The following is a 22738-nucleotide window of genomic DNA, read 5'->3' as shown; positions in this document are numbered from 1 at the left end:
CCGGTCCTCCCGGCGGACAAGAAAACCGTTACCCATGCAATCGGTCCATCCTGTTACCTATCTATCCGGTTCGGACAAGCTTCCCTTCTCCCCGTCCCTATACGGGGAGGAAAGACGTGGTCCGCGCAGCGGACGAAAAGCGAATTGCTGGCTTCGCCAACGGCGAATGCCGGCAGGCGGATGAGGGCCGTGCTGACGAGGCGGGGTTGAGAACAATATGAACTTCAAGCATCCGATTCAGATGCCACTTACCGAAGCGCCGGCGCCGCCCCTCATTGCCCTGCCGAGCTTTTCTAACCGTAAGCGGGGAGAAACAGGCGGAACCCTATTTCGGCGCCTGCCGGCCTTGCTTGGGCATGCGGCTCTGCACCGGGCGGGGTTCCAGTCTCATGGCCGGCCCGCTGTCGGCAACCAGGATGCCGGTGACGCGGGCGAAGCCGGTGAACGCCTTTATCGCATCGGATTCCGAAATCTGTGCCGCGATCGCCGCGCTGCAGGCGTTGAGCGCGCTGCGATAGACGTGACCGCGCCGCTCGATCGGCCAGCGCTGCAGGAAGTCGGCGGCATCGCTGACATTGTCAATTTCCTCGACATGCCCGTCCAGGCACACCTTGAGCGGCACTCCGGTTTTCATCGTACCCACGACATTCACCTTCGGTCTGGCATTGCGCGCGGCTCTCAAGCCAGCGCTCATAAACGCGCGAGGCCGGCAGGCGGTTGCATCGCTCCTGCGGCGGCTTCAAGGGCTGGCGGCCGCGTCGAGCCAGTCGTGCGCGCGGCTTCTCGGCCTGACCACCAATATGCCCTGTTGCCTGGCGGCCTTGCTGAAGGCCTCGAAGGCCGTGCGCGGGCAGCAACTGCCCTCAACCGCGAGTCTGACCAGCCGTGCCGCGTCGAGATAGGCTGGCGCGGTCTTGTCGGGCCATGGGTGCCGCAGCGCGGTCGCGGCGTCGGCCACCGAGCCGGCCAGCATGGTCTTGTTGTCGCAAAAGCGCAGGGTAACCGGCATGAAAGCCGTCATCGGCAAACCTCCCCTTGGCGTGGTGGCGTCATAACGTACGGGCCGACGGCTGGTTCCATCGGGCGGACCGTGCGCGCGGCGCGGGAGGCAGCATGAGCGAACGGCCCTTCATGCAGCTCTACGTCTCCGATTTCGTCGGCGACACGCTTCAACTCTCCACCGAGCAGATCGGCGCCTACATGCTCATCCTGATGGCGATGTGGAACGCCGGCGGCCGGCTGCCCGACAATGATGCCAAGCTGGCGCGGGTGGCGCGGCTCTCCCTGAAAAGATGGCGCGCCATCAGCGCCGATCTCCTGACCTTCTTCGATCGCGAAGCGGGCGAGATCGGCCACAAGCGGCTGACGAAAGAGCTGCACAAGGCGCACGCCAAAAGCCAGGCGAGGGCCGCCGCCGGCGCGCGCGGCGGCGCCGCCACCGCCTTGAAAACAAAGGCACATGGGGCACCAAATGCCGGTTCTTTGCCACGGCATCTTCCAGACTCCAGAAACCAGAATGAAAAAGCTTCCGGTCTTTCACGGGAAAAGACGGAGCAGCCTCCGCCGCGCGGACCGAAAAAGCCGGCCGGCTGGATCAGGCCGAAAACCCACGCCGACGCCGCCAATGCCATCATCGAGGAGATCCGCATTCATGACCGCAGCCGAACTGCAGCAGGCGACGAAGGCGCTGGCCGCGATGTTCTCATGCTTCCCGCAATCCGCCCTGACTGATGTCGAGATGCAGATGCGCGGCTATCTCGGCGCGGTACGCGACACCGACCTGTGCGACCTGCAGGCCGCCATCCAGCGCTTCGCGCGCGGCGAGGTGAGGAGCGGCAATGCCCAGTTCTGCCCTTCGAGCGCCCAGCTCTGCATCGAGGTGCGGGAGAGGCGCACGATGCGTGAACTGATGGCGCGGCGGGCGGCCTCGCAAGTCTTGGATTCCTCGCCCCCGCGAAGCGGGGGCGAGGAACCCAGGTTCTGCAAAGCCCCACTCGAACACCCAACAGCAAGGAGCCACCCATGCCCAAAAAAGCCAAACCCGCCAAGCCGCAAGCGCCGAAACTGCCGAAAGGCGAGGCCGAGCAGGTGCGCATCCGGCGGGAGGTCGGCCATGATTTCGCGCTCAGGGACGACGAATTCGGCCGCAAGCGGCTGACCGTCGGTACGTTGGAGGCACGGCGCGTCTACGAGGTGTCGAACGACGGCCACACCGCCACCGGCGGCATCGTGCGGGTGCGCAATGTCGATCCGCTTTTGGGCATCACCTCGCTGTCGCGCCAGCAGCGCGAAGCCGGCCAGCGCTACCGCGAGGATTTTCAGTGCAGCCAGCAGGCTGATGTGAAGCCGATGCGCTGGACCGAGCGCGTCGATGGCGGCCGCCAGGGCGGCATCGCCGACAGCGTGCTCGACGCCGGCCGCGCGCATGCCGCCGCCACCAGGGCGCTCGGGCATTGGGAGGTGGCCGTGGTGGTGCAGAAAGTCTGCTGCACCGGCGGCTCCATCAAGAGCCTGGCCGAACAGACCGGCGAGGGGCGCGATGTGGTGACGAAGCTGTTGAAGGTCGGGCTGGACCTGCTGGCGGTGCACTACGGCATGATGACGAGGCGGGTGGGATAGAAATCGCCCGCCGCGATGATCCGGCCGACGATGCCGGCCGGATCGGTTTCACTCGATCAGATCAAATCATCCGCAGACGCGGACTTCCTCGACGACCCTGTGGTGGTGGCGCCAATGGTTGACCAGCTCGACGCGGCAACGGTGGTACCGGTGATAGTAACGGGGCCTGTAGCCATCATCGTAGGCGTCATAGGCATGATAGGGACCATAGTAGCGGCCGCCGTAATCTCCATAACCGTTGTAATAGTCGTTGCCGTAATAGTCGTTATAGCCGCCGCCGATGCCGATGAAGACGTGGCTTCGGGCGCTAGCGGGGGCGATCATCGCCGCCGCCGAAGCAATGGCGATAACCGAGACAAGCAGGAGCTTCTTCATTGCTGCCTCCTTTCAAGGTTGACCTAATATAACTCCCGAGACGCGGCCTCGTTCCATGGATTCGCAAGACAAGCCCACAAGCCATGGATTCGCAAGACAAGCCCACAAGGCACTGGCCGCAAGGGGCCCAGGTGCTATTTCCTGGCGCTCGCGGCATTGGAATCTGGCCGCCGTGGTTCAGAACGCTGCCCCGCCTGCGATCAAGAGATTGGCGGAGCAGACCGGCCAGGGTCGGGACGTGGTGACGAAAAGGGGCTGGAACCTGCTGGCGGCGCGGCATGGATAACGTTGGGCTGTGAGGGGCGCACTGATACATGGCAATCAAAGGTGCCGAACCCTCAGAAGTTCGCCCCACTTATCATTGAGGTATTCGCAAACCAAGCGCCTATGGCAGTTGTGGGGAGTCGCCTCCGAACATAGTAGACAGGCGCCTTCCAACATGTCAGGTTTCAGACGTTGCTCAATTTTCCGCTCGGCCATTAATTCCAGAAAACGACCCTGATAAACTCCCCAGTCGCCCTTGTCCTTTTTGTAGGCTTTGAGGATATTGTCAGTCGGAGCAAGCATAGGTTGGTGAATATATTGAATATCGCCAATTTTTTTTAGTAAGTAAGCTAGATCATCTGCCTTTGCAAACCCAGCTAGTTGGGACGTATTGTGAAGGCGTATATCTACGACTTTCCTTACTCCCGCATGCAGCATGCGCTCGAAGAAGTTCTCGGCGTTCGATTTGGTAAAGCCGATGGTGGAGACGTTGATCTTATCCATCTGCTACTCGGCCGCGATAGCATCCGACGCGCCGTTTGAAGGTTCGGTATACGCAACCTTTCGTGCACGCTTTCGGTAAGCGGCAGCTAAGCGCTCATCGCTTGACATAAAAAGATCGCCACCGTCATGGCTTTCCAATTTTAGGAGGCGCTCCTCTATCTCACCTTGGGTTAAAATACCGCCGTTAGGGTGTATGTGTTTCACCCCCACCCCGCGCTTAGCTAGTGCCCGTCCAACCAACAGACAGCGATGACAATCCAATGGATCATGTTCTGAGCACATGAGCGCCACGCGGTATTTCTGGGCACCGTCCAGTACTCGTTGGATACCGTGCCGGAATTCGAGAGACTTCGCCATCAGCTCATAGTCAGCAATGCCGTCGCAATAGTACTGGCTACCTGTTGGACGCCCGCCAAGTTCCTTACCGAGAAAGGAATAGGCAATCCCATCCATTCGCAGTTCGTCTCTCAGTGCATCTTTACCAAACTGAGGAAAATGCCGCGAATATGGCGACGTTCGAACATCAGCAACGGCAGTGATTTCTGCGCTCCGGAGTAGCTGAAGCAACCGCTCATAAGTGTGCATAGAATGCCCGATCGTCCAGACGGTGATTTCGGTTTCTCGCATCCCACTATCCGTATATGCCGTTGATCATTAGGGCGCATTTCCCCGGTTGCCCTGCCCAAGCTCTGGCTAAACCTAACCGCACATGCACTAAACCCTGCGCCGGCAGCAACTGTTGGACTCCGGCAAGGCCGTTCAATCTGTATGTCTCGCGCAGATTTTTCGCGACTAAGGGCAGATTGTAGCAGGCTGCGCCATCGTTAAGATAGGCACGTAGGCTCGTTTTGCCCTTATAATTGTCTTCGAACGGCTGCAACTGCCCCACTGGAACCCTGACCGCACCAAGGGAGCCAATCTGGGTGGTCTCGGGAACGTAGACTCCTTGAAATGCCCCGTTCCATGTCTTTGAATGCACTAAATGCCCACCGAACGCCTGATTCACTGCTACCTGTGTGGGAGGAGCGCCCGCGGCGAACCAATGGGTTGGCCCCGCATTCGCAAGTTGAATTCCAGCATTGCTAATGACTGTATCCTCTGTTCTATGCGGAAATGCGCTCGCATGTTGCTGTCCGGTTGGATTTACGTCCACCGTTGCGCCGGGATTTATCCCGTGCAGTTGCAAGAGACCTCCAGTCCAATTGCTGCCGTTAGGCAGAGGCCTCACCATTCTGTGAGCCTGAACATCCCAACCTGCGACGCAATAGTTGCTCCCGTGCATTTCGGTAATATCTGTGAGAATTAATCGCATATTCTGGCCTCCCCTTATTCACAACCTTCGATACTGCGGCGTTAAAATTCTTGCTACAGCTTTTTTGCTGCACGCTTACCGCGAACTTCCTGCGGAAGGCAGGCGCAATGGCGTGGTCTGCGTCGATGTTGAGATGGCAGGCGCGCGAGAGGCGGCCGTCTCGATGTGCGTTCCGCACGATGGAATGGCTAAACCTACTGCGCATCTAGCACGGAGGATTTACTGAGGTGTTTCGATCAGCGCATGAATGGCTGCGAGGGCGCAAGCCGGAGCGCGGCAGCGTCGGAGGGGACCATAATCGCTGGCGCCGTCCACCTCATTGGTAGCGTGGCCTTCAACCGGCGTTTATCGCCATGCCCTGGTCGAAATGGTGAGTTCGGACGTGAACGGGGAGAAGCGAGAGCCAAGCCACTCTAGAACAGCGCCTTTTCGAGCGGGCCTTCCAGCGTCTCCGCAAACGCCGTGGCCAGATGGTGCCGGTCGCGGAACGCCAGCTTGCCGCCGATGAAGACGTGGCATTGGGTGGGGCCGCAGAAGCGATCGGTGAGGTCGACATAGAGCGTGTCAGGCACGCTTTTCACCACGGCGCGCTCGGCGGCGGCGGCCTTGTCATTGGCGGCCTCGGTTCTTGGCGTGTCGCAGCGCGAGGGCGCCTTGCGCCACCAGAGCGCGCGGGCCACGCAGGAATCGGCGAAGCTGTCGCCGATCGGCGTGTCGCGGATGACTGCCGTCTCGACGCCGGCTTTGCTGAAGGCCTGCAGTGTGGAGCGCAGGCCTGCCTGCCAGCGCGCGGTCTCGGCCTCGCGGCCGGCGGCTGGCATGTCGCGGGTCAGGTTGCCGATCGAGAATTCCGAGATCACCACAAGCCGCGGTTTGCGGCGGATTATGTCTGCTATGGCCTGTTCGCGCCAGGCGTCGCATTCGGTGTAGTCGCGCTTCAGCACCGCGTTGAAGGTCGACAGCCGCGAGGCGCGGCACGAGGATTTGAGATAGGTGACCACTTTGGTGTCGTTGCGCCGGGCCGCCGCGACCAGCGGCGTCGACCAGTGGTCGGCATGCGAATCCCCGAACAGCACGATGGTGTGGGCGGCATCCGCCGGGCCGAACACGCAAGGCTTCGGTTTCACCGTGTGGAAGTCGAGCAGGCAGTTGGCGTCGCGGGCGCGCGCGATGGAGGGCTGTTCGGCGGCCTGTTCGATGCCGCGCTGGGCAGGGTCGATATTGCGTGTGGCCAGGTGCGCGCTGGCATAGGCCACCGCCACGCCCGCGCCGGTCAGCGCCAATGCGGGAGCCAAAGCCATTGCAGGAAAAATGCGAAGCGGTTTTGCGCCAGCAATCGCGACAAAACGAAAGGCTCGGGCGTCCGCTATCGGCCAGCCGCCGCGCCGCGCCGGGTTCTCGATCAGATGATAGGTGAGGAACGACAGCGCCAGCGCCAGAGCGCCGCAGCCGAGGCGCTGCGCGACGGTGAGATCCGGCACCAGCATGCCGGCATAGACGATGACCGGCCAGTGCCAGAGATAGAGTGAATAGGAGAGCGCGCCGATCCATTGCAAAGGCGGCAGCGAAAGCAGGGAAGCGGGGGCCAGCGCCTGCCAGCGGGCAGGGCTGGCGGTTGTTTCGCTGTCGTTCTCTTCGCCGGCGCCGCTCAGCAGCACCAGGACCGTGCCGGCGACCGGCAACAGCGCGTACCAGCCGGGGAAGGGCAGGTCTTCGCTCAGGGCAAGATAAGCCGCCGCGATCAGCGCCAGGCCAAGCCAGCCCTGCACCGCGCGCAGCCATCGAGCAATTCCAGGGAAAGTGTGAAACGGTTTTCCGTCCGCAATCGCGTCAGGACAAAGAACCGGAGCGGTTCGGCGGTTCCGCGAAACGATGAACCGCTCCAGCCGGTGCCGCCACAGGGTCGCCGGTGCCAGCGTCGCCAGGCCGCCGGCGGCGAACTCCCAGGCGCGCAGCGGCGAGAAATAGAAGGCCCAGGCCGGCGCGGCGCTGGTCAGCCACAGGCAGGCGAGGAAGGAGGCGAGGCCGGCCGCGCCGATCACCGCTACCGCCATGCGCTTTCCCGGACGCAGCCAGGCAGCGAGCAGAAGCAGCGTGGGCCAGACGAGATAGAACTGCTCCTCCACCGACAGCGACCAGAAATGGATGAAGGGATTGCTCAAGGCATCGGCGGCGAAATAGTCGAACGACCAGCGCAGCAGCCACAGATTGATGGCATAGGCCGACGCAAACATGGCGCCGCGCGAATAGAGCGCCTGCTCCTGCGGCGCCAGGATGAAATAGCCGGCGGCGAGCGTGACCAGGATGACGAACAAAGCGGCCGGCAGGAGGCGCCGGGCGCGGCGGGCATAGAAGCGCCAGAGGTCGAGCCTGCCGGTCTCGGTGATCTCCCGCATCAGGTGCGTCGATATCAGCCAGCCGGAAATGACGAAGAAGATGTCGACGCCGGCAAAGCCACCGGGCAGTGCGGCGAGGCCGAAATGATAGGCAACGACGCCGCCGACCGCCAGCGCGCGCAAGCCCTGTATATCTGGCCGAAACGATGCCGACACGATAGTTCCTTTCGTGCAAGCCCAGCCCGCCCCGCGTGCCGGCCAGACGGCCGATATCGCAATGCAGCAGACTTTTCGCAGTGCAACATGGCCGGAAAAAGGAAAGCGGGAGGAAATTGATGGTGATGGTTGACATGCAGCGGCCGCTCATGTGCAGGCAGGGATCGCAGTCGCGGGCCGGCCGAGGCGATCACTTTCCTAGCCGCCCGAAGCCTTCGTCTCGATCTCCTGGAGATAAAACGCCTTGCTCGGCTGCAGATGGTCAACGCAGAGCTGCGCCAGCACCCAATTGTCCCGGCGCTGCAGCGCCTCGATCATCATCGCGTGATGCTGGCGCGAGATTTCGAGCTTTTCCCTGTCGGCCAGCGAATTGGCCCGCACCGGCAGGCTGAGGCGCATGTAGTGTTCGATCGAGGACACCAGATAGGCGTTGCCGCAGGCCGAGAACATTGTCAGGTGGAAACGGTCATTGGCCTCGTGGATGCCTCTGAGATAACCGCTATCGACATGGCTGCTGTAGACGCGGTGGACCCGCATCAGTTCCTCGATCAGCGCATCGCCGGCGGGCAGGGGGATCATCAGCGCCGCCTGGCGCTGCAGCATTTCGCGCACCTCGTAGATCTGGCGCACCTCCTCGGGCGAGAGCCGGCGCACCATGGCGCCCTTGTTGCGCTCGCGCGTGACGATGCCGAGCCGCTCCAGCTGGTAGAGCGCCTGGCGGATGGCGTGGCGCGAGACCGGAAAGCGGGCGAGCAGCACATCCTCGACCAGGCGCGTGCCGGGCGCCAGCCGGCCGAAGATGATATCCTCCTCCAGCGCGTGCACGGTGTCGGCTTCCTTGCCGCCATAGTCGAAGCTGTTGAGCATTGCGCCCCCTGTTGTCTCGGGCCAACCTCGCCGGCTGGAAGCACCACTCTAGCCCTCGCGCAGGAGGCTTACCACAAGGTGGTCGAGGCGCGGGTTGTCGAGGCTGACGATCCCGGACATCTGCATCGCCTGCTTCAGGCTGATCCTGCCGAGTTCCTGGCGCATGATGACCCGCACGCAGACCGGTCCGGCTCCGGTCAAAACGAAGGCCTTGCCGACCAGGACCGGCTCCGAGAAAGGGGCCCACTGCACGGCCACGATCGACGGCTCCGCGGTCTGGCGGCGGTTGATGCCGGCGAAATAGATCCAGTTCAGGCGCGAGATCGCGATGCCGTAATGCCAGCCCGGCGCCCGCGCGCCGCCTTGCCGATGGCCTTCGGTCCACCGCGTCACGCGCCTGAAGGTCACCAACTCGGCCTCGCGCCGCACGAAGGTGACCGAGCGCATCAGAAGGTCGGGACGGTCCGGAACCGCGAAATAGGTGAAATAGGTGCCGCCCGCAATGGCCGGAGAAGGGCCACGCACCATGTTCTCGTAGAGCGTCCGGTGCATCGGCGGCAGATCCGGGTGTCCGGGTGCCGCGGCTTGCGGCGCCCCGTACAGCTCGTCCTCATCGATCCCGAAATAGGCGCAGATCAGCCTGGCCGTGGCCTGGTTGGGCACGCTCTTGCCCTGCAGGTAGCGCTCGAACTGCGAGCGGTTCATGCCCAGCCCGCGGCATGCGGCGCTCACCGACGCATGGCCGCCGACCAGCCGTCTGAGATTCGCGGCAACATTCTCCCGGATTGGCACGACTCCGCCCCTCGACAGATGTCCGAACCATTATTCAAGCGTTCGCTTATATCTCGCCAATCTCGCACAACATCGCGTCGGCGCGAATGGGACCTTCGGCCAAGAGGCGGGGCGGACGGGCCTCACGAAAGGCCCGCCACCGACGCGAATCGTGGCGGGCCTTCTGGAGTAGGCCGGGCTTCCCACCGTCCGGCCTTTTGCAAAACCTGTCGGCGGGGCGATCGTTCCATCACGACGGAAAGCCCGCCCCTCAAGGGGAAGCGGGCTTTCCCAAGCTCGTCAATATTGGATTGGCAAGAGTGCCAAGATCAGCCGCAAGGATGCGAAATGGGGCAGGCGACGGCGGCAATCGCCGACAGCCTGTCGCGCTTCACCAGAACTGGCTTTTGATAGGTCTTTTTCATGTGAATCCCCCATGTCCCGATACGCCTGAGGTAGAGCGTCCGAGACCGGATTTTGTCAAGGCGTGGCTGGAATAAAGAAACCCCGCCGGCCGGAGCCTGGCGGGGGTTGATTGGAGGAGTGATCGAATGGGAGACGATCCGGCTGCACAACGCGGTCGCCGCGCAAAGGTTCCAGCCCGCGCCTTTCGGGCGGCGCAATGGACGCGACCGTCTTTGCCCAGTTGGCATCCCGGCCAGCTAAAGGTGGCCCGCTGTCGCCGCCGCCATTGCTTTGGGCACGTTGAGCAGAGCCAGGGCCGCGGCGACCTGAGCCTTCCAGCCTTTGGGCATCTCCACCGGATTTCCGTAGCGGTCGGCGCCGGTCAGAAGCCCGCGTGCCGCATGGAACCCCAAGGCGCGGTAGGCTTCGAACTGCTCCTCGGTGAAGAACTGGTCGACGGTCGTTTCGTGGGGAAAGGTGGGATGGCGCCTGAAATAGTCGAGGATGTAGTCGTTCTCGTCGCCGCTCAATGACGACTTGATATAGATCAGGACGCCTGTTTCGTCGTCGTCATATTTGATGACGCCGATCGCGGCATGCGGGCCACGCCGGCCAGGCGGTCCGTCGGGCCCATAGGGCGCGGTTGGCGTTATGCCGAGTGCGTTGGCCTCAATCGCCTGCCACCCCAAATCTATCCTCACGCCGAGGTCGATGCGGGCCATGACCTCCAGATTGACCAGCGATGGGAATGTCAGCGCCGGGTCGGCCTCGGCATCGACCGCGAGGATGACCTTGCAGCGGCGGCGCAGCAATTCGTAGATGCCGAGGTTCTCGATGTGGCCGCCATCGGTCAGGTAGACGTTGAGCCGGTTCTGGTTCAGGAGCCCGGCCGTCTCCGCCGCGAAGTACCAGGTGCCGACATTCGCGATCCAGCGATTCAAATGCTTCTTGAAGGCCACGATCCGGAAAGGGTTGGCCAGCCAGTAGCCGAGCCGGATGTTCAGCAGGGACAGGCTGAACGTAAGGATTTTTATTGTCTGCCGTCCCATATTCGCCGATGCCGCCGCACCCGACGTCGCCATTGCCGTGGCGAGGCTGAGGTCGGGCACCACCCTTTCCATGTCCGTCGAGGCGACATAGCGGGTCGACTGGCTGCCGACATGCAGCGGGCTGAAGATGAAATTGTCGGCGTTGCGGCCGCGTTTGTTGAGGTCCTTCGAGCCCTCGAGGTTTATGGCGGCATTGGACAGGAGATAGGGCGAGAAGGCCGCCCCTTCCTTCCAGTTTCCGGCCTCATCGACCGGTTTCAGGGACGAAAATTTCCAGGTGTCGACCGAGTCCGACGGCTGCTTGCCTATGGTGCTCCTCTGCATGAGGAAGGCGCGGCTGAGACGGTCGCGATAGAGCCTGTGGAGCGAGTTCGAATTCGGTCCGATCAACAGGCAGATGGCCGAGAGGACCAAAGCGACGCCCAGATATGTCGCGCCGATGGGGCCAAGCCGGGAAAGCGGGCCGATATACCAGTCCGCCTCGCATTGCGTGACTGTCTTCAGCCAGCCCGGTGTTTCCACGCCGCACCAGTCGTCTCCTTTGCGGATCGCCCAATAGCTCAGGGAGATGTACGTCACCCACAGCATGAACGGCACGATCACCGCGGCGAGGTAGAGGACGAGCCGGCTGCCGTTCTTCTTGATCGTCGCGCTCCAGCTCACATCGCCAAATGCCGCCTCGGCGAGCTTGGCGAGTTTTTGCGAAACCGAAATCAGCACCGCCACCGTTGGCACGAGCACGCTGGCAAGCGAGGGCAGAATGCTCGCGAAGGCCGACAGAAAATCCTGGAACGGCTCTGCCAGGACGAATGTCTGGTCGGTGGAACTGATGACCTTGTCGTTGGCGTTCGCAAGCATGCCCGAAAGCACCAGGGGCTGGATGTCGATGATCGCCGAGGCGAGCACCACGGCAACCAGCGCGCCAAGGGCGCGGCCGAGAATCTCGCGGCTTCTCAGCGAGCCGGTGCGGAAGGTGAGGGACGTGTAGAGCGCGCTGCCAAACATCAGCAACGCCGCCAGCGCGGCAAGCACCACGGTATGCGCGAAGTACTTCATGGTTGCGCCGAGCATTGGCAGTTTCGAGACCGAAATGCCGAAAATGCCGGGTCTCACCAGATCCGCTACAGTGGGGTTGATCGCGATGGTGAGCACGGCAAGCAGCAGCAGGGCCGGCAGCACGATCAAGGCGTTGACCAGCAGGCCCCGCATGACCAGCGCGATGCTGACCAGATAGTCCGCGGCACCGCTGGGCGCCAGGAAATTGGAGAAGTCCCGCAAATGCTGTGTTTCGGGCGTCTCCGCTTCGTCGAGCCGGCTTTCGAAGGGGAATGTGCGGCTGTCCTGCATCATTCCGGCCACGACCGAAGTGCCGATATAGCCGCCGCCCGAGACGGTGGAGAGGTAGTCGACGGCATCGAGCGGGCGCGGACTGCCCGCCGGCGCCAGCGACTCCAGCGCCTGCAGCACGCCGAGGCAGTAGGAGGCCGAGCGCACGCCGCCACCTGAGAGCGCTATGCCCGTAAGATTGCTGGCTTTCTTGGTCCTGATCGCACCGCGTTCCGGGTCGGACCTTGCCTCGTCGATCGCCGCATCGCCGCGATCGACGAGGAAGTGGCTGGTGGCCTGGCCGGTGCCGTTTGCCCTGTGCTCGGCCACGGCTCCGCCGCGGATGCGCATGCGGCGAAAATTGACAGCGCTCAGTTCGCGGCGGAAGACCTCGATAAAATCCAGGGGCACGCCGATCTCCATTATTCAGGAACCGCACGCTGTCCGTATTGTAGGGAAATATCCTTGCGCCACTAAAGCGCGTGCTGTGCGCGTTGTCCACAGCGGGACAGGCGCACGGCATTGCTACTTGGCATGCCGGCTCTTTATCTCTGTGCCAGATCTTGTGTCAGGCAATTCGTCAATTGCGACGTCTAGCCGTGGGGCGACCAGCATTTTTATCGCGTGAAATCAGTCACAGGGCGGCAGATCAGGACGCTGCAAGAACCGTCCGCTGCTGGGATCTGCACGCGAAGCGCATATCGTCCGGGGCCGCATTCAACGGCACTGGATACATACCGATCATATAGTGTTAACCGCCCGTCACGAGGGGTGTAGCGCAAGATCGCCTGCCGGTCGCGCGCAAGAATGCGGTGAACATCTGCGCAACTTTGCGCATCAACATCATACCTGCCGATTGCCAATGCTGGCGACGCAAGCAGAAGCGCTGATATGATGGATAAATTAGCTCTCCTCATGTGTAGCTCCTGACAAGTCGATTCTCGAATATTGCCGAGGTGACTATCATCACCATCTGCAGGCCCCTATGTCTGGACACGCTTCGCTGATCGGCAGCGCGAGCCACACAGGAGAAAAAAGGCCGGTTGACGTGCCGGTTCCGCGCCATTCATCATTGGGATGAACCGAACACATCTATGGCGGGCATGATCGCGATGGATGTGTTGTTAGTCGCTCCGTTTCTTGTTCTCAAATTGAAGTTTTGCCGTCGCTAGTTCCTGTCCGACGGCTTGGAGCGCATCCTCGACACCGTCTCGCGCTCGGCCCGCTTGGAGCGCAACGGGGGCAGGCCGCGGTCGATCAGGTCCATATCCTCCAGCACCATGTCGCCCATCCGCTTGAAGGCGATGTCGAGCGCGCCGGCGCGGTGGGCGGAGCGCAGGAAGCCGGGCAAAGCTCGCACCGGGTGATCCCGGGCCAATGGCTCTTCCGGGAAGACATCGCTGGCGGCGACGATGTGGCCGCTCTTCACCGCCGCCATCAGGGCCGGGAAGTCGACGACGCCGGCGCGGCTGAGCAGGATGAAGGCGGCGCCCTTGCGCATGCTGGCGAAGGCATCGGCGCCGAGAAAGCCCTGGTTCTCGGAGGTCACCGAGGCGACGACGAAGACGAAGTCGCTCGATGACAGAACGTCCTCCAGCGAGGCCGGCTCGACACCATTGTCGATCAGGATCGATGGCGGCAGCCAGGGGTCGAAGACCTTTGTGCGGGTGCGGAAACCCGTGAGCAGCCGGTTCAGGGCGCGGCCCAGATCACCGAAGCCGATAATGCCGACATCGGCGCCCGAGAGCAGCCGCGCCGTCTGGTTGCCGTCGCCGCCCCACAATTCCTTGCCCTGCCGGAAGGCGAGATCGGCGTCGACGATGTCGCGGGCGAGGTTGAGCGCCATGGCCAGGCCAAGCTCGGCCACCGGCTCGGCGAAGACCAGGCCTGTCGTGACGACATGGATGCCGCGCGCGAACAGCGTCTCGTAGGGCATGTTGTTGATGAGATTGGTCTCGACATTGAAGACGCAGCGCAGCGCCTGCATCTCCTCCAGTGTCTCCAGCGAGATCGGCGGCTGGCCGATGATGTAACGGGCCTGCGCCAGCACGTCGACCGGCAGTCCGGCGACGCCGTCGGCCGTGGTCTCGACGACGCGGTAACGCGCCTTGAGCCGCGCCAGCTGCGGCGGCGTGAAAATCAGCTCGAGCGTGCGTGGTTCGGGCGCGCTGATCACCAGCGGCAAGGCATCGTTTGGCATGGCAGATTCCTCCCGGCGCTATTCAGGCACGCCTGCACGGAAGAGAGAATACCGCCGATGGACCGATTTACCGCCAAAAAACGATTTGAGGCCGGTTCGGGCGCATCATCTGGCAATCGCGCATGAAAAAACCCGCTGGCCGAGCCAGCGGGCGATGGAGGTTCTTGACCTGGCGGCTTGTTTCAAACAGGGCAGGTCGATGGTGTGCAAACAGCGGTAACGGCCGAAAGCCTCTCGCGCTTCAGCAACACCGGCTTCTGGTAAGCCTTCTTCACTTTTAGTCCCCCAGTTTTCCCTCAGACCCGAAGCCTGCTCGCGCCACCGGGGATTGTCAACGCAAGACACTGCCACGGCTCGACCGAAAAGCCGGCAGTGTGGCCGATTCGCAATAGTGCGATGCGGCGCGCGCGTCTGGTCTCCGGCGCGGCCGTAATGGTCGGTGCCACCTCAGCCGTTGCGCCGCGACGGGTGATCTCCTGGCTGTCACCACCCATGTTGTGACAGCGTGTCCTGGCACAATTGACACCGCAGGGCGAAGCGGTTCTTTTGGCGCCGTATCCAACGCGGAGGGCACTATCCGATGAAGAAATACGAGAAGCCAAGCTGGCAGAAGCGTGAACGGTTGTCGGTCGTCACGGCTGCACCCAGTCTTTCGAATTCGCCGCCCTGAGCGGATCAGGCATAACGCTTTCGCCTGGCGAAGCGAGACTCCAGGGCGCGGTCGGTGATCGCGCCTTTTGCTTTCGCGGGCAGGGATAATTTCGTCGTGGTCACCGGCCAAAAAAGGAAATAATAGCAGCTCGGGACGCAGGTCGGGTTTTGCCCTTCACCCCATATTGGAGCGGTCGTTCGTGATCGCTTGATGTGCTCTAGTGGATACAGGCAGGTGGCAGTCGTCAACTCGCATCTATCGGTCGCTCATTCGACGATCTGGCCTGCATGGATATCAACTGTTGCTCTGCCTCTGAAATGGCCACTCCGATCAAGCTGTCGAATTCGGTCATCGCGTCCAGATGCCCGTGATCGATTATGGATTTTCGAAGGATGCGCATGGCAAGAATAGCGTCCTGCAACGCGCGATCGATGTTCTTGACCATAACGGATCTCCTCAAGAACGGATCTCCTCAAGACATAAGCTGTCGGGGCCTCGCTTGTTCCGCGTGATGGTTGTTTTCGTTACGATCGATCTCTTGCCTGACCGCAATTCAAGGCGGAAAACCGTTACACGTTTTTCGTGGACATGGCTTGGGTCGAGAGGCTGGCGCTTCCTTGCTCCGCTCGGAGGGAGAAGGGAAGACGCCTCTGCTTTCGATGGCGGGAAAAGCTGGAAGTCCCTTACGCCATGCCCGGCTCCCGGCGCAGTCCCAAATGACCCATCTTGCGGCCGATGATCATCAGCTGGCGCGCCGTGTTGTTGCGCAGGCGGCGGAAACGCCATTCCAGTCCGGTGCCCGTGGTGATCGCCCTGGCATAGTGGCTGACACGCATACCGTCCTCATCGGCGGCTATTTTGACTGGATCGTCATAGAAGGCGCAGATCTTGTCAGCAGCCATGCCTGGCGTTTCGAGCCAGCGCGGAATGTGAACAGAGTGGAGCTGATCAACATCGGTCATTACCCGCACGATGCCAACGCCCGGCGTTGGATCGGTCGTGCAGAAGGCGTCGCCGACAAACACAACCCCGTCACGCCGATGCCCTTCCGTCCTCGTCAGATCGATCGGCCTGATGTCGACAGGCCCGCTGATCTTGAAGTTTCCGCACTGAGCCGCGATCTCCGGCATCATTTCGCAAAGCATTTTCTGCGGATCCTTGCGGAACGCCTTGGTCCACGGCTCGCCCGCCTCCCGGTACCCAAACATGTTCCCACGCATGACGCCATTGATGGGAAACACGCTGAGATAAGCGATGCGGTCCTCCGGTCGCCTGGCGAAACAGGTGACTGCCTGATAGGCGCATTCGTCCGGCGGGGTGGCAAGGTCGAATCCGATCGAAAGCGAATGGCCCTTTGATTCTTCGATGCGGCGGACGCCGACGGCGCGCCGCACGGCCTCGCTGTGGCCGGTGGCCACCACCACGAGCCGCGCCTCGATGATGGCGCCCGTGTTGAGGACAAGCCGCTGCTTGTTCGGTCCGGTCATGATCTCGGCGACCTTGCCCACGGTGACTGGTACCTGGGGCGGCAAGGCGGCGCGCAGGCCGTTGATCAGCGCGCCATAGGAAAAACCATATTCCACGCGCCGCTCGCGTGCGAACAGCTGGCCAAGGCGAAAGACATGGATATCGTCCATCGACGTCATCAGAGGCAGCACGATCGAGTCGAGGCCCAGCTTCTCGAACAGGTGCGTCTGGTCCGTGCCAAGCTTCTCGGCCCGGAACTCGTCGGGATGGGTCCAATGCGGATCGACCAGCGCTACCTTGCGGCCGACGTTTCCCAAGACCGTTGCCAAGGTCGTGCCGGCCAACCCGGCACCGACAATCGCCACGTCGACTTCGGTCGGGAAAGTCTCGGCGGGGTTCGCGCCGCTGCCCTTTATGCTAGTCATCTTCCCTCTCCACAATCCGTAGTGGAAAATATCTTCCGGACCCTTATCAACCTCAGGCAACCAGCACGGGTGACTGGTGGTAGCCAATGTTCAGGTTAATGACGGTCGCCTCTTCTGTTTCCAGCGCGGTGCGATCGCCGAGCCATCGATGAATTCCAGCCCGCCCGCCTCGTTGAGCGTGTGCAGCTTGCGCCCATTCCATAGCGCACCAGGGGTTAAGATCGTCTCGACCACCTGCTCCATGCCGTTCACATCAAGGTGAGCAATGCGTGCGATGCCGAGGGCCGCGCCATAGCTCCTGCGACAGTCCTGCACGGGGCGCAGCAACTGGCCGTTGCGTTCCACCATGCGGCCAGCCGGACGCGCCGAGGCGATGTCGACCAGCACGGGATTCTCGGGGTGCGGCGTCCAGGGGCCGCGAAAGTCCGGCGCCGACCACAGGTGCAGCGCGTCGGAGAAGGCGCCGCCACCATCGCGCACGGTGGCGAACAGCCACCAGCGCCCGCCATGCTCGACCAGGGTGGCATCGCTGGCGACGATGTCGGACAAGAGCGTCGCTTCCTTGACCCAACCGCCGGGGAAGGCTGTCGCCCGGTAGAGATCGACCGTGCGGTTGGCGCAGCTTTCCGGCACCATCCAGACCCCGCCGTCGCGCTCGAAGACGAAGGGGTAGGAGAGATGGTAGGGCAGGTCGAGCACCGGTTCCGGGCGGCCGATCGGCCCCGCAGGACCGAACGGCACGGCGGAGATGATGGCCTTGCCCAGCCGGTGGATATAGTCCTCGACGAACAGGGTTACCTGTCCCTGGTAGAGGATCGGGAACGGATCGGCGTAGAAGCGGCTGCCGTCGTCGGGCAGCACCCGCCAGCCCGATGCCGGATGCGCGCGCAGGTCGAACAGGTCGCGGCCATCGGTCTGGCGCCAGCCCACTTTCCAGTGCGGGGCGTTGTAGCAGAGGTGGTAGATTTTTTGGACAATGCGCCGCGCCAGCGCCTTGCCCGCCCTGACACCGAGCTTGGCGGTGGAGGGAATCTGCGGAAGAGCATCCGCCTGCGCCGGCTCGGGCAGGACGGGCAGGACGGGCAGGGCGGCCCGCGCCGAGCCCGTCATTGCCGCCAGGATCAGGCTTGCCGTGCGCGCCAGCATGTCCTGGAACGAGGCCAGCGCGATGCCGCCATATTCCGTGCCCAGGCGTCCTTCGGCGACGACCGTGCCGTTCTCCTCGATGCGGGCAATCGGCGTGCGGCCGTCGAGGATCGACGCCAGCAAGGCCGCTTCGCCGGCGGCGCCGTCATAGGTCACGCGCCAGACGCGCGTTCCGTTCACATGCGCGTCGCCGCAGAGGTCGAGCACAAGATCCGCCGGAGCGGGCGGCTCCGCGCGGTAGGGCGCCACGGTCGACAACGGCAGGCGCTTGGCCGGCCCGTCGGCGGGCAGGCCATGGATGGCCGTTTCAAGCTGGAACAACGCCGCGGCGCTGCCTGGAGTGCCGCCCCCGGCCGGTCTTGCGTCGACGCAAATCTCGACATGCGGCAGCACCGCGAGGCGCTGCAGCAGCATAAGGTGAAAGGCACGCACGCACTCGCTGTCCAGGCGCAGGCTCACCCGCATGTCGCACCCTTAGCATTCCAGTGTTCGGTATCTGGCTGGTGTTCGAATTCCGGACATGGGCGAGGGCCGGACGAATGGGCCGGAGTGAAGTGCTGACCCATTTCAATCCGTCTCCTGCTCGCCCACGCCCGTATCAGCACGCCCGTGCCTGTACTACGCAAACTCCGTGCCAAAAATCAGAAGAGCTCCCAACATAATTAACAGTGTTTTAATGGTTGGAGGAATAGCTAGGCTGAAGCCGCAATTTAAGCTTGCGGGCCCATGGAGTGTTGTCGGAGCGACCTTTGCAATCATCCCTGCTCTCGTTGCCGCAACAACACGCTCCGGAGGTGATGCAACATGCTCCGGAGCCCGTGCCGGCGCCGTCCTATGCGTCCTCGACCGTCGAACTGGGTGACCTGAAGCGCATATTGGTGCGCCGCCGTTTCCTGATCTTCGCCACCGCCGCGCTGCTGACCCTCGTGACGCTGCTCTACGGGCTGTTCACGCCGGCGCTCTACAGCTCGGTGGCGGAAATCATCATCGACCCGCAAGACCTGCAGGTGGTCACCAACGACGTCAATCCGAGCCGCGTGCCGCCCGATGGCGGCATCACCATGGTGGAAAGCCAGGTCGCCGTCGTCCAGTCGACCGGCGTGCTGCTGAGGGCCATTCAGGCCACCAACCTGACCGAGGATCCGGAATTCAACGGGCAGGGCGGGTTGTTGAGTCATTTGCTGGGCTCCGGGTCGGCCGAAACCGACAAGACGGCGAACACGCTCGATGCCCTGCACCGGCGGCTGGCGGTGAAGCGGGCCGACAAGGTGCTGGTCATCGACGTGATCGTCACCGCCAGGAGCGCGGACAAGGCGGCGAAGCTCGCCAATGCGATCGCGCAGGCCTATCTGGCGGACCAGGCCAGCGCACGCGCGCAGGCCGCCACGGACGCCTCCAAATCAATCACCGCGAGGCTCGACGAGCAGCGCAGGCGTGTCCAGCAGGCCGAGAACGCCGTCGAGGCCTATAAATCCGCCAACAACATGGTGATGGCGGCGGGCAATCTGGTCAGCGACCAGGAGCTGACCGAGATCAACACACAGCTCTCGGCCGCGCAGAGCCGCACCGCGGCGCTGAAGGCGCAGGTCGACCAGCTGCGCCGGTCCGGCGGCGCGCCGGACGCGACCTCGGAAGCGATGCGCTCCTCGGTGATTTCGAGCCTGCGGGCGCAGGAGGCGACGCTTGTCGACCAGGTCTCGCAACTTGGCACGGAACTCGGGCCACGCCACCCCTCGATGATCGCGGCCCAGCAGCAGCTTCGCGACACGCGCGCGCTCATTGCGCGCGAACTCGCCCGCATCGCCGCCGCCGCCGAGACCGACTATGAGCGGGCGCTGGCCAATCAGCAGGCGCTGGAAGCCAAGGTCGCGGGCATGAAGAGCAAGTCGCTCGACACCGACCAGGCCTCGGTCAAGCTGCGCGAATTGCAGCGCGACCTCGAGGCGCTGCGCTCCGTCTACGCCACCTACCTTCAGCGGGCTCAGGAGACGCGCGAGCAGATCAATGTCGACAGCACCAATGCGCGCATCATCTCCGATGCCATGCCCGCCCTGAAGAAGAGCTGGCCGCCGCTGCCGCTGCTGCTCATCGGCGCGCTCTTCGGCGGGCTGGGGTTGGGCACCGGCATGGCGCTGATCGCGGAATATTCCTCGCCGACCGTGCTTTCCCGCGCGCAGATGGAATCGGCCATCGAGGCACCGGTGCTGGGCGTGCTGCCGGCGAAAACAGCGCGCCGCCGCTGGTGGCCTTTCGGCCGTTCAGCCGCGCCGGCCGGAGAGAAGACGGATGCGGTCGCGGGCTTGGCGCTGAGGCGTCTGTTCGCCGCCAGCAGGCGGCCGCCGAACTGGCCGCTGGTGCCGTCGATCCTGGTGACGTCGCCGCCGCAGGATGCCGCGCAACGAGGCCGGGTGGCGCGCCTGCTCGCCAATGCCGCCGCTGCCAGGGGCAGCCGTGTGCTGTTCATCGATAGCAATACCGGCAGCGGCAAGAAGGAGCCGCAACCCGGCCTGCTCGACGTGCTGCGCGGCGAATATGCCTTCGAGGCGCTGAGCCAGCGCACACCCGGCAGCAATGTCGCGGTTCTGGGCGGCGGCCGGCCAAAGGCTGGCGTCTCGGAGGCGCAGGGCGTCTATTTCACGCAGCATATGCTGGCGCAGGCCGGCCACAGTTTCGATCTCGTCGTCGTCGACGGCGGCGCGCTGGCCGACAATCTCAACGTCTCGCCGCTGGTCGCCATGGTCGACGAGATCGTGCTCGTCGCCACGCTGAACGCGACGCCGATGCACGACGTGACGGCGGCTTCGCAGGCCATTTCCGTCATGGGGCGGTTGCCGACCGCCGCCATGCTGGTCGACGAGGCAGCCTGACATGACCGCCAGCCGGCCTGCCGTCCGGGCCGCCACCCCGGCAGCCGGCTGGGGCGTTCCGGTTCCGGCGGCCGCCGGCAATTCCATGGACTGGGTGACCGGCTATGGCCTGGTCGCGGCGGTGGCGTTGCTGTTCGGCATTTCGGGCGGCATGCTGTGGCTGGTGGGTTACAATTATGACGGCCTGACCGGCAATCCGGCCACCAAGATCCATCCCTCCACCTATCTGCTCGTGCTGATGTTCGCCTGGCGCGCCTGCACGTTCGGCAACCCGATGGGTTACGTGGTGACCGTCGCCGACAGGCGGCCGGCCAGCGCGCTGCTGGCGGTCATGTCGATCGTGCTGCTTGTCGTCGTCATCGTCCGGCAGCGCCCCGGCATGGCCGGCATGATCGACACGTTCGTGACGCCGGCGCTGCTGGTGCTGATGCTGGCCGAGAACGACGAGAAGACATTCGCCCGCCTGCAAACGGTGGTACACGCGATCATGACGGCGAATGCGCTGCTGGCGCTGTTCGAGTTCGCGACCAAGACGCTGATCTTTCCGTATCGCCTCGACGGCGAGGTGTTCGCCAACGATCTGCGCTCGACAGCGCTTCAGGGGCATCCGCTCGTCAACGCCACCATCACCTCGATCTATGTGCTGGCGCTGCTCTCCGGCTCGAAATCGCTGTCGATGCCGCTGCGGCTTGGGCTGATCGGCCTGCAATGCGCGGCCCTCGTCGCCTTCGGCGGCCGCTCCGCCATGGTGCTGACGATCATGCTCGGCGGTTGCTATATCCTCATCCAGGGCCTGCGCACCTTGCGCATGGGGCGTGTCAATCTGCTTGGCGCCGCGCTCGGCTTCATCCTCGCCGCGCTGATACCGGTCGTCATCGTGCTCGCGGCCTCGTACGGCTTCTTCGACGCGTTGCTCGAGCGCTTCGTTTCGGATTCAGGCAGCGCCAATGCCCGCGTCGAGATGTTCGATCTGTTCCAGCACCTGGAACTGCGCGACCTGATCGTGGGGCCCGATATCGACCTGGTCGAGAGTATGCGCCGCATCAGCGGCCTCGAACAGGGCATCGAGAACCCGATCATCCGCATGGTTCTCTATCAGGGCGCTTTCTTCACCCTGTTGATGGTGTTCGGTTTCGCGCTGTTCACGCATGAGGTGGCACGCCGCTGCCATCCGGGAATATGGCTGCCGATGCTGGGCTGGCTGATGCTGCTCAACACCTCCGAGAGCCTGGCGTCGAAGACAACGCTGATGACCAAGTTCGTGGTGATCGCGCTGGCGCTGTACCCGGCGCGGGCGGTGGTGCGAGGGCGCCAGGCGACGCGGGCCTGAGATGATCACCAATTAGCCTGACAGAATCCCCGCGCTTCGTCATCCTAGGGCGAAGCAAGGAGCGAAGCGACGCGGCGCAGACCCTAGCATCCATGCCGGGACGTTGAAGCGCCGCAGCGGTGCAGAATGCTCACCATCCTGTGCCGCGAAAAAGCTCGAACCATTCCGGATTGGTCTTTTCGATCAAGTCGATCTTCCATTGGCGTGGCCAGCGCTTCAGCGACTTTTCGCGCTGGATAGCGTCAGTGATGTCGAAATATTCCTCGTACCAAACAAGACGTTGCACGCCGTAGCGGCCGGTGAAGCGTGCGCCTTGGCCAGACTTATGCTCAGGCATACGGCGCCCGAGGTCATTGGTGACGCCGATATAGATCGTGCCGCGCTTTTGGCTCGCTGTCATATAGACATATCCCGTCATGCGTGACTTTGACTCCCGTTGGTTCGGGTGGCTATTCTTGACCGTTGCATCCCTTGGTCGACGTCGCGGCATGGATGCTAGGGTCTGCGCCGCGTCGCTTCGCTCCTTGCTACGCCCTAGGATGACGAAGCGCGGGGGCTGCCGTCTACCGCGCCATCCTCAACCCAAGCGCCTCGACCATCGCCGGGT

The 22738-nt window shown here is 63.2% G+C and carries 19 protein-coding genes; 4 read left to right on the top strand and 15 right to left on the bottom strand.

Going from position 1 to position 22738, the window contains the following annotated elements; translation table 11 throughout:
* Positions 1–325: 325 nt before the first annotated feature.
* Both FJ934_RS25740 and FJ934_RS25735 read right to left on the bottom strand, forming a co-directional pair.
* A complete protein-coding gene (locus FJ934_RS25740; protein WP_226890694.1) occupies positions 326–634 on the bottom strand; it encodes a DUF982 domain-containing protein in 309 nt (102 codons plus the stop codon).
* Positions 635–739: 105 nt separating this feature from the next.
* Entirely contained in the window at positions 740–1021 is a 282-nt protein-coding gene (locus tag FJ934_RS25735; protein WP_140613227.1) for a DUF982 domain-containing protein, read from the bottom strand.
* A gap of 92 nt (positions 1022–1113) precedes the next feature.
* Between FJ934_RS25735 and FJ934_RS25730 the strand changes: the two genes are divergently transcribed.
* Positions 1114–1731, top strand: a complete 618-nt coding sequence (locus FJ934_RS25730) for a DUF1376 domain-containing protein (RefSeq protein WP_140613226.1) — start codon at positions 1114–1116, stop codon at positions 1729–1731.
* On the opposite strand, the gene FJ934_RS25725 is transcribed toward FJ934_RS25730, so the two are convergent.
* On the bottom strand, positions 1703–1933 hold the full coding sequence (locus FJ934_RS25725) for a hypothetical protein (RefSeq protein ID WP_140613225.1): 231 nt from the start codon (positions 1931–1933) through the stop codon (positions 1703–1705). The two genes, FJ934_RS25730 and FJ934_RS25725, sit on opposite strands and share 29 nt — an antisense overlap.
* A gap of 89 nt (positions 1934–2022) precedes the next feature.
* Between FJ934_RS25725 and FJ934_RS25720 the strand changes: the two genes are divergently transcribed.
* Positions 2023–2619 (top strand): DUF6456 domain-containing protein, encoded by a 597-nt coding sequence (locus FJ934_RS25720; RefSeq protein ID WP_140613224.1) that lies wholly within the window; start codon positions 2023–2025, stop codon positions 2617–2619.
* A 66-nt stretch (positions 2620–2685) separates the two neighbouring features.
* Here the strand turns inward: FJ934_RS25720 and FJ934_RS25715 are convergent, their stop codons facing one another.
* The 11 genes from FJ934_RS25715 to FJ934_RS25660 form a co-directional block, all read right to left on the bottom strand.
* Positions 2686–2994, bottom strand: a complete 309-nt coding sequence (locus tag FJ934_RS25715) for a hypothetical protein (RefSeq protein WP_140613223.1) — start codon at positions 2992–2994, stop codon at positions 2686–2688.
* Positions 2995–3315: 321 nt separating this feature from the next.
* Positions 3316–3762, bottom strand: coding sequence for a DUF488 domain-containing protein (locus FJ934_RS25710; protein ID WP_140613222.1), 447 nt, complete (start codon positions 3760–3762; stop codon positions 3316–3318).
* Between the two features lie 3 nt (positions 3763–3765).
* Entirely contained in the window at positions 3766–4389 is a 624-nt protein-coding gene (locus tag FJ934_RS25705; RefSeq protein WP_140613221.1) for a DUF488 domain-containing protein, read from the bottom strand.
* Positions 4390–5487: 1098 nt separating this feature from the next.
* Positions 5488–7626 (bottom strand): acyltransferase family protein, encoded by a 2139-nt coding sequence (locus FJ934_RS25700; protein WP_140613220.1) that lies wholly within the window; start codon positions 7624–7626, stop codon positions 5488–5490.
* A gap of 198 nt (positions 7627–7824) precedes the next feature.
* Positions 7825–8493, bottom strand: a complete 669-nt coding sequence (locus FJ934_RS25695) for a GntR family transcriptional regulator (RefSeq protein WP_140613219.1) — start codon at positions 8491–8493, stop codon at positions 7825–7827.
* Between the two features lie 48 nt (positions 8494–8541).
* On the bottom strand, positions 8542–9285 hold the full coding sequence (locus FJ934_RS25690; RefSeq protein WP_140613218.1) for a helix-turn-helix transcriptional regulator: 744 nt from the start codon (positions 9283–9285) through the stop codon (positions 8542–8544).
* A 641-nt stretch (positions 9286–9926) separates the two neighbouring features.
* On the bottom strand, positions 9927–12455 hold the full coding sequence (locus FJ934_RS25685) for a patatin-like phospholipase family protein (protein ID WP_181165774.1): 2529 nt from the start codon (positions 12453–12455) through the stop codon (positions 9927–9929).
* Between the two features lie 757 nt (positions 12456–13212).
* The gene (locus tag FJ934_RS25675; protein ID WP_140613216.1) at positions 13213–14244 is read right to left on the bottom strand and encodes a hydroxyacid dehydrogenase; all 1032 of its coding nucleotides are present in this window, start codon (positions 14242–14244) and stop codon (positions 13213–13215) included.
* 896 nt (positions 14245–15140) lie between these two features.
* Entirely contained in the window at positions 15141–15341 is a 201-nt protein-coding gene (locus FJ934_RS25670) for a hypothetical protein (protein ID WP_140613215.1), read from the bottom strand.
* Positions 15342–15579: 238 nt separating this feature from the next.
* Positions 15580–16788: an NAD(P)/FAD-dependent oxidoreductase gene (locus FJ934_RS25665; RefSeq protein WP_140613214.1), complete on the bottom strand. Its 1209-nt coding sequence runs from the start codon at positions 16786–16788 to the stop codon at positions 15580–15582.
* 90 nt (positions 16789–16878) lie between these two features.
* Positions 16879–18399 (bottom strand): formyl transferase, encoded by a 1521-nt coding sequence (locus FJ934_RS25660; protein WP_140613213.1) that lies wholly within the window; start codon positions 18397–18399, stop codon positions 16879–16881.
* Positions 18400–18731: 332 nt separating this feature from the next.
* Here FJ934_RS25660 and FJ934_RS25655 point away from each other — a divergent pair, with 332 nt between their 5' ends.
* Positions 18732–20801, top strand: coding sequence for a Wzz/FepE/Etk N-terminal domain-containing protein (locus FJ934_RS25655; RefSeq protein WP_140613212.1), 2070 nt, complete (start codon positions 18732–18734; stop codon positions 20799–20801).
* Position 20802: 1 nt separating this feature from the next.
* Positions 20803–22131: a VpsF family polysaccharide biosynthesis protein gene (locus FJ934_RS25650; RefSeq protein ID WP_140613211.1), complete on the top strand. Its 1329-nt coding sequence runs from the start codon at positions 20803–20805 to the stop codon at positions 22129–22131.
* Positions 22132–22261: 130 nt separating this feature from the next.
* Here FJ934_RS25650 and FJ934_RS25645 read toward each other — a convergent pair whose 3' ends face one another.
* On the bottom strand, positions 22262–22549 hold the full coding sequence (locus FJ934_RS25645) for a GIY-YIG nuclease family protein (protein WP_140613210.1): 288 nt from the start codon (positions 22547–22549) through the stop codon (positions 22262–22264).
* Positions 22550–22738 lie beyond the last annotated feature (189 nt).

This window comes from Mesorhizobium sp. B2-4-12 (assembly GCF_006441575.1).
Taxonomy (GTDB): Bacteria; Pseudomonadota; Alphaproteobacteria; order Rhizobiales; family Rhizobiaceae; genus Mesorhizobium.
The sequence above is the reverse complement of the archived record's forward strand: the minus strand, read 5'-3'. Positions and strand labels throughout refer to the sequence as shown.

Bases quoted from the DNA above. Each gene is read 5' to 3' on its own strand.
- FJ934_RS25665 (WP_140613214.1), bottom strand. From the start codon at position 16,788: ATGACTAGCATAAAGGGCAGCGGCGCGAACCCCGCCGAGACTTTCCCG.
- FJ934_RS25670 (WP_140613215.1), bottom strand. From the start codon at position 15,341: ATGGTCAAGAACATCGATCGCGCGTTGCAGGACGCTATTCTTGCCATG.
- FJ934_RS25695 (WP_140613219.1), bottom strand. From the start codon at position 8,493: ATGCTCAACAGCTTCGACTATGGCGGCAAGGAAGCCGACACCGTGCAC.
- FJ934_RS25650 (WP_140613211.1), top strand. From the start codon at position 20,803: ATGACCGCCAGCCGGCCTGCCGTCCGGGCCGCCACCCCGGCAGCCGGC.
- FJ934_RS25645 (WP_140613210.1), bottom strand. From the start codon at position 22,549: ATGACGGGATATGTCTATATGACAGCGAGCCAAAAGCGCGGCACGATC.
- FJ934_RS25710 (WP_140613222.1), bottom strand. From the start codon at position 3,762: ATGGATAAGATCAACGTCTCCACCATCGGCTTTACCAAATCGAACGCC.
- FJ934_RS25715 (WP_140613223.1), bottom strand. From the start codon at position 2,994: ATGAAGAAGCTCCTGCTTGTCTCGGTTATCGCCATTGCTTCGGCGGCG.
- FJ934_RS25730 (WP_140613226.1), top strand. From the start codon at position 1,114: ATGAGCGAACGGCCCTTCATGCAGCTCTACGTCTCCGATTTCGTCGGC.
- FJ934_RS25735 (WP_140613227.1), bottom strand. From the start codon at position 1,021: ATGACGGCTTTCATGCCGGTTACCCTGCGCTTTTGCGACAACAAGACC.
- FJ934_RS25720 (WP_140613224.1), top strand. From the start codon at position 2,023: ATGCCCAAAAAAGCCAAACCCGCCAAGCCGCAAGCGCCGAAACTGCCG.
- FJ934_RS25740 (WP_226890694.1), bottom strand. From the start codon at position 634: ATGAAAACCGGAGTGCCGCTCAAGGTGTGCCTGGACGGGCATGTCGAG.
- FJ934_RS25655 (WP_140613212.1), top strand. From the start codon at position 18,732: ATGCAACATGCTCCGGAGCCCGTGCCGGCGCCGTCCTATGCGTCCTCG.
- FJ934_RS25675 (WP_140613216.1), bottom strand. From the start codon at position 14,244: ATGCCAAACGATGCCTTGCCGCTGGTGATCAGCGCGCCCGAACCACGC.
- FJ934_RS25705 (WP_140613221.1), bottom strand. From the start codon at position 4,389: ATGCGAGAAACCGAAATCACCGTCTGGACGATCGGGCATTCTATGCAC.
- FJ934_RS25660 (WP_140613213.1), bottom strand. From the start codon at position 18,399: ATGCGGGTGAGCCTGCGCCTGGACAGCGAGTGCGTGCGTGCCTTTCAC.